We start from the raw sequence: 10,209 nt of genomic DNA, 5'->3' as shown, positions 1-10,209 counted from the left end.
GGTCTGGGGGCGGCGGGGTTGTCTCTCAGACGCCTACCGCGGTTCGCCACTGCTCGAAGCGGCGGCGGGCCGAGCGGTCGGACAGCTCGATGCCGGCGATCACGATCACCATCACGAAGGTCGCCAAGCCCAGCGCGATCAGCCCGAGTCCGGCCAGAGCGGGCACGAGCGAGCCGGCGAACTCCAGCGCGTCGTAGACCGCGTGGGCGATCACGATCGGCCACAGCAGCCGCCACCGCCGGTAGACCCACACGTTGACCACGGTGAAGCAGACCACCGCGAGCGAGGCCCAGCCGTAGTACAGGTGGAACGGGATGCGCAGCGCGACCGCCACCAGGTAGATCACCCAGGCGCGCCGGGCGAAGCCGGCCTGCTCCAGGGCGGTGACGACCATCGCGGTGATCAGCACTTCCTCACCGAAGCCCGCGCAGAGCGCGACGACGATGCCGACCGGGACCATCCACAGGCTGTTGCCCTGATCCGGCGCTCCGGTGGTTCGGCCGGTGACGTTGACGTAGATCACCACGGTCAGCAGGAAGGCGAGCACCCCGCCCATCGAGAGGAAGAACGCGCGCGTGAACTGCCAACCGCGACCGCGTTCGGCCGGACGGCTCGGCACGTATCCCATCTGCGGGTAGGGCGCGTAACTCTGGTAACCAGACGGTGCGGGGGCGGAATACGGCGGCGCATAAAGCTGTGTTTGTGCCGGGTACGGATACTGGGTTTGCGCCGCCTGGTTCGCAGCGCCGGGATATGCGGCGCCCGGGTAATCAGCACCTGCGTACGCGGGGTACGCGGCGTATGGCGTGTAGACGGCCGGAGGCCTCGGCTTCGCGAAATGCCCGAAGATCGAGCTGAGCGTCAGGCCGCGGCGCAGGCTGAAGTACGCGACGCCGAAGATCACGGTGCACGCCTGCATGATGTACTGCATCATCTCGCTGCCGGCCTCGACCCAGGAGCGGATCTGCTGGTCAGAGGCGAGCGTGGGGTTGGTGAGCAGGCCGACCGCACTGATCACGCCGAGGCCGAAGGAAACGAGGTAGACGACGCCGACCTCGGCGAAGGCGCGCAGCGGCGAGATGGCGGGCACCGCGGCGGTGGGCGACTCGGCAGGCTGGACGGCAGACTGTGGCGCGAACCCGGGCGCGGTGGCGGGCGGCACCGGCGGCGCTACCGGAGCGGCGACGAGCGAGACAGGCGGCACCGCTGCGGGTGCGGGCGCGGATGCGATGTCCTGGCCCGCGGACGACGGTAGAGGCTGGGCGGCATCAGACACGCGGGCGGCACCGTCCTGGACCCCGTCGGACCCTTGGCCCTGCTGCTGAGTTCGGTCCACCGGCACTCCAGTTCCGCTCGGCACCCTCGATCGGGTGACAACTACCCCGAATAAGCGAGAGTCTGCTTTGTATCACGGGCGCCTGTGAACCGAAGCCTAGGGAGTCGTGAACGTGGCCCCAACCGCCGCGCTTTGGGTCGACGGCATCGCCGCGGGGTATCGGGGCGTGCCGGTGCTGCGCGGGGTGAGCTTCGAGGTGGCCCCGGGCCGGGTGCTGGGCCTGGTCGGCCCGAACGGCGCGGGCAAGTCCACGCTGCTCGACGTGGTCTGCGGGACGCTCAGGCCGACGGCCGGGCGCGTCTGGCTCTTCGGCCGTGACATCACCCGGCTGCCGGTGCACCGGCGCGCGCGCCTCGGCCTGGGGCGCACGTTCCAGCGCCTGGAACCGTTCACCTCGCTGAACATCGCGGACAACCTGCTCGTGGCGGCCGAATTCGGGACGCGAGGCACGCCGCCCGAGCGCCTCGGCCGGTTCAGACCACGCGGTCCCGACGTGGAAGCCGCGCCGGCCGGCGCGGGCGGGGAAACCCCGGCCGCCGTCGCACACCGGCTGCTGCGGCGTTTCGCTCTGGTGGATTTCGCCGGGCAGCCGCTTTCCGCGGTGCCGACCGGTGTGGCCCGCCTCGTCGAGATCGCGCGGGCGATGGCCGCCGGGGCACGCGTGCTGCTGCTCGACGAACCCTCCTCCGGGATGAGTGAGACACAGGTGCTGGAGTTCGCCGCGACGGTACGGGCCCTGCGCGCGGACGGCCTCAGCCTCGTACTGGTCGAGCACGATCCCGGCCTGGTCGCCGCGGTGTGCGACGAGGTATTCGAACTCGCGGTGGCTGCCGACCGGGTCCCGGGATAGGTCTTCAGCGCCGCCGACCGCGGGCTGCGCGCCCTTCCGGACGGCGCGTACCGGTTCGCGGCGCGCCGAACCACCCTTGGCAGGGCGCTCCCGGGTCAGCCGAGCAGGCGGATCGCGTCCAGGGCCCAGTAGCTGAGGATGACCGAGGCTCCGGCCCGCTTGATCGAGGTCAGCGTCTCCAGGATCGCCCGCTCCCGGTCGATCCAGCCGTTCGCCGCGGCAGCCTCGACCATCGCGTACTCGCCGGAGACCTGGTACGCCGCCACCGGCACCTGCGCGACGTCGGCGATCTGGCGCACGATGTCGAGATACGACATGGCCGGCTTGACCATGACCAGGTCGGCGCCCTCCGCCAGATCGAGCCGCACCTCGAGCAGTGCCTCGATGCCGTTGGCCGGGTCCTGCTGATAGGTCTTGCGGTCGCCCTTCAGCTGGGAGTCGACCGCGTCGCGGAAGGGCCCGTAGAAGACCGAGGAGTACTTCGCGGCGTAGGCGAGTATGCCGGTGTCCTGATATCCCGCGGCGTCCAGCGCCCTGCGCACGAAGCCGACCTGGCCGTCCATCATGCCGCTCAGGCCGAGCAGGTGCGCGCCGGCCTGCGCCTGGGCCAGCGCCATCTCGCCGTAGATCTCAAGGGTCGCGTCGTTGTCCACGGCGCCGTCGGCGCGCAGGACGCCGCAGTGGCCGTGGTCGGTGAACTCGTCGAGGCACAGATCGCTCATGATCACGGTGGAGTCGCCGACCTCGTCGGCCACCTCCCGGATCGCGCGCTGCAGGATGCCGTCGGGGTCCACGCCCGCCGAACCGATCGCGTCGCGCTCCTCCGGCACGGCGTACAGCATCAGCCCGCCGACGCCCGCGGCGACCGCCTCGTGCGCGGCCTTGCGCAGACTGGCGAGCGTGTGCTGCACGAGGCCGGGCATCGAGGCGATCGGCGCGGGCTCGCTCAGGCCCTCCTTGACGAATATCGGCAGCACCAGCTCGGCCGGATGCAGCCGGGTCTCGGCCACCAGCCGGCGCAGCGCGGGCGTCCGCCGCAACCGCCGCGGCCTTACGTTCGGATACTGAGACGACGTCATGTGCACCAGCCTATCCGCGTCGCCGAACCCGGTCCGACGTTCACCGGATTCTCCCTGTCACTCGATCACTTCGCGCGGCGGGCCCGGGTCGAGCGCCGCTGCGAGGGCCGCAGCACCGGCTCGCCGGCGGCCAGCGCCGCCTCCCGCCGCGCCCGGCCGAAGGCCGCCAGCGCCTCGGCGAGCACCGCGGCGCTCGGCGTGGGCGCGAGCACATCCACGCGCAATCCGTGCTCCTCGGCGGTCTTCGCGGTCTGCGGGCCGATGCACGCGATCACCGTCGAGGCATGCGGTTTGCCCGCGATCCCGACCAGGTTCTTCACCGTGGACGAGGAGGTGAACAGCACGGCGTCGAATCCGCCGCCCTTGATCGCCTCGCGCACCTCGGCCGGTGGCGGCGCGGCGCGCACCGTGCGGTACGCGGTCACGTCGTCCACTTCCCAGCCCAGTTCGACCAGGCCCGCGACCAGAGTCTCGGTGGCGATGTCGGCGCGCGGCAGGAACACCCGCTCGATCGGGTCGAAGGCCGGGTCGTACGCGGGGAAGTCCTCCAGCAGGCCCGCCGCGGACTGGTCGCCCGAGGGCACCAGGTCCGGCACGACGCCGAAGGCGCGCAGCGCCCCGGCGGTCTGCTCGCCGACCGCCGCGACCTTGATCCCGGCGAAGGCGCGCGCGTCGAGCCCGTACTCCTCGAACTTCTCGCGTACCGCCTTCACCGCGTTCGCGGAGGTGAAGGCGACCCATTCGTACCGCCCGGTGACCAGGCCCTTGACCGCGCGCTCCATCTGCTGCGGGGTGCGCGGCGGCTCGACCGCGATGGTCGGCACCTCGTGCGGCACCGCACCATAGGACTGGAGCTGCTCGCTGAGCGCCCCGGCCTGCTCCTTGGTGCGCGGCACCAGCACCCGCCAGCCGAACAGCGGCTTGGTCTCGTACCAGGACAGCTCGGAGCGGCGTTCCACCACCGAACCCACGACCACCACGGTATCCCCGTTCAGCGCGGCCGCGGAGTGCTTGCCGTGCTCCGCCTTCAGCGCGGCGGCGATCCGGTCCAGCGCACCGGTGACGGTGCGCTGCGAGGTCAGCGAGCCGTCCACGGTCACCGCGACCGGGGTGTTGCCCGGCCGGCCGGCCGCGAGCAGTTCCGAGGCCACCTCGTCGATCCGATCGCCGATGCCGAGCAGCACCAGCGTCGAGCTGGCGGCCCCGGCCTCACCGAGCTGGCGGTGCCAGTCCGACCAGGCGGTGAAGTCGGCGTTCCCGTCCGGGCGCGGCGCGGACAGCAGCCGCACGTCGCCGATCGCGCCCCTGGTCAGCGGGATGCCGGCGAAGACCGGCACGGCGGTCGCGCGGGCCAGCCCGGGCACCACCTCGAACGGCAGTCCGGCCTTGGCGCAGGCCGCCGCCTCCGCCTCGAAGGACCCGAACAGGCCGGGGTCTCCGTCCAGCAGCCGCACCACGGACTTGCCGTCGCGCACCGCGGCGCTGATCGCGTCCAGGCACTCGAGCGGCTCAAGCGCGACGCGCGCGAGCTCATCGGCCGCGCAGCCGATCCGCGCGCCGTCGTCTTCGCAGCCGACTTGCACCGCGCCGGCGCCGTCGACCGCGGGCGCGATCTCGATGACCTGGACCCGGTCGCTGCAGCGCGGCTCGAACCGGGCGCGCAGCCGGGAGTCGACGACGAGCACGTCCGCGGCGGCGAGCAACGCGGCGGCGCGCACGGTCAGCAGGTCGGGGTCGCCGGGGCCCGCTCCCACGAAGCTGACCCGGGCGCGCGCCGTGGAGTGGCCGCGCGGTGGTTCGGCGTCGGAGTCCTGGTCGGGGACCGCGCCCGTCTCATCCGGGGCTTCCGCCTGCTCGGCGAAGTCCACGCCGTTCGACGAACCGTCCAGCGCGGTGCCCTCAAGCGCGGTGCCGTTGATGGCGAGGTCGGACCCCGCGGCGGCGTGCTCACGGGCGTGGACCTGCGGCGGAACCGCGCTCTGCGGCGCTACTCCGGTCGTGACAGTCACGTCTTCTTCCCCATCAGTCCTGCGGCGCCCTGGTCGAGCATCCGCGCGGCGAGCTCGCGCCCGAGCCGCTCGGCCTCGCCGGGGGCGCCGGTGACGGACATCCTGATCGACCGCGGGGCGTCCGGGGTGTCCGCCTCGGTCACGGTCCCGGTCAACTGCAGTTCGTCCGCGGTCGCGGTGGCATACCCACCGACGGGCGCGGAACACCCCGCTTCGAGCGCGGCCAGCAGGGCCCGCTCGGCCCGGACCGCGGCCCGGGTGGGACCGTGGTCCAGTGCGGCGAGCTGCGCCGCCAGCGCGCCGTCCGCGGCCCGGCATTCCAGCGCCAGGGCCCCCTGGCCGGGGGCGGGCAGCAGCGCGTTCGGGTCGAAGTAGTCGGTGACCTCACCGAGCCGGCCGAGGCGGCTGAGCCCGGCATAGGCGAGCACCACGGCGTCCAGTTCGCCCTTGGCGACGTAGCCGACGCGGGTGTCCACGTTCCCGCGGACCGGGACGATCTCCAAGTCCTGGCGCAGGAGCCTGAGCTGCGCGGCGCGGCGCGGCGAACCGGTGCCCACCCGCGCGCCCGGCGACAGGTCGGCGAACTTCAACTGCTCACGCGCCACCAGAACGTCGCGCACGTCTTCGCGCTCCGGCACCGCGGCCAAGGCCAGACCCGCGGGGTCGGCGGTCGGCAGATCCTTGAGCGAGTGCACGGCGAAGTCCACGCTGCCGTCCAACAACGCGTCGCGCAGCGCGTTGACGAACACCCCGGTGCCGCCGATCTGTGTCAGCGCCTCCCGGGAGACGTCCCCGTGCGTGGTGATCTCCACCAGCTCGACACGGCGCCCGGTGGCCTCGGTCACCGCGCGGGCCACCAGCCCGGACTGCGCCAGGGCCAGGGCGGAGCGCCGGGTTCCCAACCTCAGTGCCTGGGCGGTCATAAGGTGCCTTCTTTGCTCGCGGGGCCTTCTTTGCTCGCGGGGCCCTCTTCGCCCGCCGGCACCGGTTCGGCCCGGCTGACCGCGGCGGGCGCGGCCGGATCGAGGTTGAACAACTCCCGCAGCGCCACGGCATAGGACGTGCCACCCGGGTCTGAGGCCAACTGCTTCACCCGGACCGTCGGCTCGTGCAGCAGCTTGTCCACGACGCGCCGGACCGTGTTGGCCACCTCGGCGCGGGCCTTCGCATCGAGTTCCGGCACCCGCCCGTCGAAGCGGGCAAGTTCGACGTCGACGACATCCGCGGCCATGTCTCGCAACGCGATGACCGTCGGGCCGACGGTGGCGGCGCGCTGGGCCGCCGCGTAGGCGAAAACCTCCTCGCCGACGATGCGGCGGACGTCCTCGACGCTGCCCTCCTCGACCCGCGCGGCGCCCTCCCGCTCGGCGTCGGCGATGCGCTCCAGGTCGATCACCGTCGTACCGGGCAACTCGGCGACCTCGGCGGCCACGTCGCGCGGCAGCGCCAGGTCGATGACGACCCGATGCCCCAGCGACTCGGCTACGCCGCCAGCGGCGAAGTGCGCCGCACCGATGACGGTGTCCACCGCCCCCGTGCAGGAGATCACCAGGTCCGCCTCGGCCAGAGTCTCCGCGAGCCGGTCCAGGCTCAGCGCCCGGGCGCCCACACTCTCGGCGAGCCGGCCCGCCCGGTCCGGGCTGCGGTTGACCACGGTCAGCTCCAGGCCCGGGAACTGCCTGGCCAGAGTGGTCGCGGCCAGCGAGGACATGGAGCCGGCGCCGACGACCACGGCCCGCCGCGGTCGACCGCCCTCGATCAGCGGGACGGCAAGTTCGAGAGCTGCGGTGACCAGCGACTGGCCCGCGCGGTCGAGGCCGGTCTCGCTGTGCGCGCGCTTGCCGACCCGAAGCGCGGTCTGCGTCAGATCATTGATCACGCGGCCGGCAGTGCCCTCGGTCTGGCCCGCGGCGAGCGCGCCGCGTAACTGCCCGAGGATCTGAGGCTCGCCGACGACCATCGAGTCCAGGCCGCAGGCGACGTTGAAAAGGTGCTGTACGGCGCGGTTGTCGTAATGTACGTAAAGGTGCTCGGTCAGTTCCTCTACCGAGATTCCGGTGTGCAGACTCACCAGATCGGACAGGTCGGACAGCGCGCCGTGAAAGCGGGTGACGTCGGCGTAGATCTCCAGCCGGTTGCAGGTGGCCACCGCTATCGCCTCGGTGACGTGCTCGGTACCGACGGCGTCGCCGATCAGCTTCGCCACCCGCTCTTGCGGCAGCGCCGCCTTCTCCAGCAGCGGGATCGGTGCGGTGCGGTGGGACAGGCCGACCACCAGCAGGCTCATGCCGGCCTCACCTCGTCGAATTCGTCATAGCTGTAACGCGGGATGGGTGTGGTGTCGGCGACGCAGTCCGCGGCCGGAAGGCTCGTCGCGCCGGCATAGGCGGTCGAGACACTCGCGTCGTCGAACTCGCCCGGGTTGACCGGATCTTCCCGCAGCCTGCGCACCGTGCGTGCTGTGCGCAGCGCGCCCGGCGCGGCGCGGTTGGCGATCTTGCGCTGCTCGTGGAAGGCGAGGATCTGCAGCTCGACGGACAGGTCCACCTTGCGCAGGCTCACCCCGTCCGGCACGGTCACCACCGCCGGGGCGAAGTTCAGGATCGAGGTGATCCCGGCGGCCACCAGCCGGTTCGCCACGTCCTGGGCCGCGTCCGGCGGCACCGCGATCACCGCGATGGAGATGCCGTTCTCGGCGATCGCCTCGTCGAGTTCGTCGATGTGCCGGATCACCAGGCCGGCGACCCGGTTGCCGGACAGCCGCGGGTCGGCGTCGAGCAGCGCGGCGATCCGGAAGCCGCGGCTGACGAAGCCGCCGTAGTTGGCCAGCGCGTGGCCGAGGTTACCGATGCCGATGATGGCCACCGGCCAGTCCTGGGACAGGCCCAGTTCGCGGGAGATCTGGTACACGAGGTACTCGACGTCGTAGCCGACGCCGCGGGTGCCGTACGAGCCGAGGTAGGAAAGGTCCTTGCGCAGCTTGGCCGAGTTGACCCCGGCGATGGCGGCCAGTTCCTCCGAGGAGGCCGTCGCGGTGCCGCGTTCGGCCAGGGCCCGCAGCGCGCGCAGGTACACCGGAAGCCGCGCTACGGTCGCCTCCGGGATCGCTGAGGCGGCGCGGCCCGTGGAGCCTTCGCCGCCGCGGCCCGGGGGACCTTGGGTACGCAAGGTGGCCATCGTGCTCCTGAAGGCGCTGTCGCGGTGGGACTGTTGCCGGAGCGCGCCACGGATTGTGGGTCTGCCTCAGCACCTGCCCGACAGCGTAAGACCTTGTGAACGCGCGCACAAAGTGCCTGTCCGGACTGCCGGAAAAGTCTACTATGCGCCGATATTTCCATTGACCTGCGCACTGACCAGGCCGGAAGGCCCTGTCCGACGGGCCGAAGGACCCACGGATGCGACTGAAGTCACAGCCCTTCGGCGCTGCTGCGCGGAAAATTCCAGCTCATTGCCGGAAGCCGCACAGCGGCCGCACCGCAGGACGTCCCCGGCGCGCCGGCCCACAGACGCTCTCATTGGGGCACCGCGTCCATTGCAGCACGCATCATTGCAGCGCCGCGCGCAGCCGGGCCTCGTCCACCCGCCAGTAGTCGTGTCTGCGACCGTCCACCAGCGTCACCGGGATCTGCTCCCAGTACCGCTCAGCCAACGCGCCGTCACGGGTGATGTCCAGTTCGGTCCAGCCGACGCCCAACTCCTCGGCCACCCGGGCGACCACGACGCGGGCGTCGTCGCACAGATGGCAACCGGGCTTGCCGATGAGCGTGATCCTGGGTTTCCCGGTCTGGATCTCGGGCTGGGACTCCATACCCACGCACACTAGTCGCAAGGCCGTAACCAAGCAGGCATCAAAGCCGAACGTGGAGTTACCGTGTTGCGGGTAGGGTCTGGAAGCATGGCACCCGGCCTCGACGCACCATCGCTCGTCGATCTGGAACTGCTGCGTTCCGCGGCTCGGCCGCGCGCATCCGACCCGCGCCGCCACGGCCCCCGGACCGCGGCCTTCTTCGACCTGGACAACACCCTGGTCCAGGGCGCCTCGCTGTTCCACCTGGCCCGCGGCCTGGCCGCGCACCGGATGCTGACCGGCCGCGACATCGCCCGGTTCGGCCTGAGCCAGCTGACCTTCCGCATCCGCGGCGAGCGCGCCGGGCAGGTCGAGTCCACGCGCCGGCGGGCGTTGTCCTTCGCCGCGGGGCACGCCGTCACCGAGATGACGGAAATCTGCCGCAGCGTGTTCGAGGACTACCTGGAGCGCAAGATCTGGCCGGGGACCCGGGCGCTGGCCCAGGCGCACCTGAACCGCGGCGAACCGGTATGGCTGCTGACCGCGGCGCCCAACGAACTGGCGGACATCGTCGCGCAGCGGCTCGGCCTCACCGGGGCGCTGGGCACCGTCGCCGAGGCGGTCGACGGCGTCTACTCCGGGCGCGTCTGCGGCGACATATTGCACGGGCCCGCCAAGGGCGTGGCGATGCGCGCGCTGGCCGAGCGCGAGGGATACACCCTCACCTCCTGCCACGCGTATTCGGACTCGGCGAACGACCTGCCGATGCTCACCGCTGTCGGTCACCCGCACGCGGTCAATCCGGACCACAAGCTGCGCCACCACGCACAGCGACAGGGCTGGCCGGTCATCGAGTACCGCACCGGAGTGCGCCTGATGCGGATAGGTCTGCCTAGCTCAGCCGCCGTCGGCGCTACGGCCAGCGCCGTCGCGGCAGGCGCCGCGCTGCGCCGCGCCGGACGCCGCCGCGAGGCCACGGACTCGGTCGCCGGCTGAACGGGCTTGGCCCCAGCCGGCCCGGCAACTGACATATCGTCCGCTGGGCAGTGACACGCCATCAGGCTGTCATCCATGCTTGAGACATGCGTCTTAGCCCACTGCGGACACATGGAGTAACTTCGCGGACACTAAGCGGTATTCTCGTGTGG

Annotated in this window: 9 protein-coding genes; 2 read left to right on the top strand and 7 right to left on the bottom strand. The window is 71.7% G+C overall.

What is annotated here, in order from left to right; translation table 11 throughout:
* Positions 1-25: 25 nt before the first annotated feature.
* Entirely contained in the window at positions 26-1,276 is a 1,251-nt protein-coding gene (locus KGA66_RS31720) for a CPBP family intramembrane glutamic endopeptidase (protein ID WP_211469425.1), read from the bottom strand.
* A 166-nt stretch (positions 1,277-1,442) separates the two neighbouring features.
* Between KGA66_RS31720 and KGA66_RS18570 the strand changes: the two genes are divergently transcribed.
* Positions 1,443-2,186: an ABC transporter ATP-binding protein gene (locus KGA66_RS18570; protein WP_211469424.1), complete on the top strand. Its 744-nt coding sequence runs from the start codon at positions 1,443-1,445 to the stop codon at positions 2,184-2,186.
* Positions 2,187-2,281: 95 nt separating this feature from the next.
* Here the strand turns inward: KGA66_RS18570 and hemB are convergent, their stop codons facing one another.
* The 6 genes from hemB to KGA66_RS18540 form a co-directional block, all read right to left on the bottom strand.
* Complete coding sequence (gene hemB, locus KGA66_RS18565; protein WP_211469423.1) at positions 2,282-3,265, bottom strand: porphobilinogen synthase; 984 nt, start codon at positions 3,263-3,265, stop codon at positions 2,282-2,284.
* A gap of 65 nt (positions 3,266-3,330) precedes the next feature.
* On the bottom strand, positions 3,331-5,019 hold the full coding sequence (locus KGA66_RS18560; RefSeq protein WP_369015899.1) for a bifunctional uroporphyrinogen-III C-methyltransferase/uroporphyrinogen-III synthase: 1,689 nt from the start codon (positions 5,017-5,019) through the stop codon (positions 3,331-3,333).
* Positions 5,020-5,270: 251 nt separating this feature from the next.
* On the bottom strand, positions 5,271-6,197 hold the full coding sequence (hemC, locus tag KGA66_RS18555) for a hydroxymethylbilane synthase (RefSeq protein ID WP_211469422.1): 927 nt from the start codon (positions 6,195-6,197) through the stop codon (positions 5,271-5,273).
* Positions 6,194-7,561, bottom strand: coding sequence for a glutamyl-tRNA reductase (locus KGA66_RS18550; RefSeq protein ID WP_211469421.1), 1,368 nt, complete (start codon positions 7,559-7,561; stop codon positions 6,194-6,196). Before KGA66_RS18550 ends, hemC begins: the two co-directional genes overlap by 4 nt.
* The gene (locus KGA66_RS18545; RefSeq protein WP_211469420.1) at positions 7,558-8,451 is read right to left on the bottom strand and encodes a redox-sensing transcriptional repressor Rex; all 894 of its coding nucleotides are present in this window, start codon (positions 8,449-8,451) and stop codon (positions 7,558-7,560) included. Before KGA66_RS18545 ends, KGA66_RS18550 begins: the two co-directional genes overlap by 4 nt.
* Positions 8,452-8,818: 367 nt before the next feature.
* Positions 8,819-9,082, bottom strand: coding sequence for a glutaredoxin family protein (locus tag KGA66_RS18540; protein WP_211469419.1), 264 nt, complete (start codon positions 9,080-9,082; stop codon positions 8,819-8,821).
* A gap of 87 nt (positions 9,083-9,169) precedes the next feature.
* Here KGA66_RS18540 and KGA66_RS18535 point away from each other — a divergent pair, with 87 nt between their 5' ends.
* A complete protein-coding gene (locus tag KGA66_RS18535) occupies positions 9,170-10,057 on the top strand; it encodes an HAD family hydrolase (protein WP_211469418.1) in 888 nt (295 codons plus the stop codon).
* Positions 10,058-10,209: the final 152 nt, after the last annotated feature.

The sequence above is a fragment of the Actinocrinis puniceicyclus genome (assembly GCF_018283645.1).
In the GTDB taxonomy this organism is placed as follows: domain Bacteria; phylum Actinomycetota; class Actinomycetes; order Streptomycetales; family Catenulisporaceae; genus Actinocrinis; species Actinocrinis puniceicyclus.
Note: the sequence above shows the minus strand (reverse complement) of the source record. Positions and strands in the feature narration are given on the sequence as shown.

What these genes read in the sequence shown, in the direction of transcription:
- hemB (WP_211469423.1), bottom strand. Translation starts at nt 3,265, where the DNA reads ATGACGTCGTCTCAGTATCCGAACGTAAGGCCGCGGCGGTTGCGGCGG.
- KGA66_RS18535 (WP_211469418.1), top strand. Translation starts at nt 9,170, where the DNA reads ATGGCACCCGGCCTCGACGCACCATCGCTCGTCGATCTGGAACTGCTG.
- hemC (WP_211469422.1), bottom strand. Translation starts at nt 6,197, where the DNA reads ATGACCGCCCAGGCACTGAGGTTGGGAACCCGGCGCTCCGCCCTGGCC.
- KGA66_RS18550 (WP_211469421.1), bottom strand. Translation starts at nt 7,561, where the DNA reads ATGAGCCTGCTGGTGGTCGGCCTGTCCCACCGCACCGCACCGATCCCG.
- KGA66_RS18545 (WP_211469420.1), bottom strand. Translation starts at nt 8,451, where the DNA reads ATGGCCACCTTGCGTACCCAAGGTCCCCCGGGCCGCGGCGGCGAAGGC.
- KGA66_RS18540 (WP_211469419.1), bottom strand. Translation starts at nt 9,082, where the DNA reads ATGGAGTCCCAGCCCGAGATCCAGACCGGGAAACCCAGGATCACGCTC.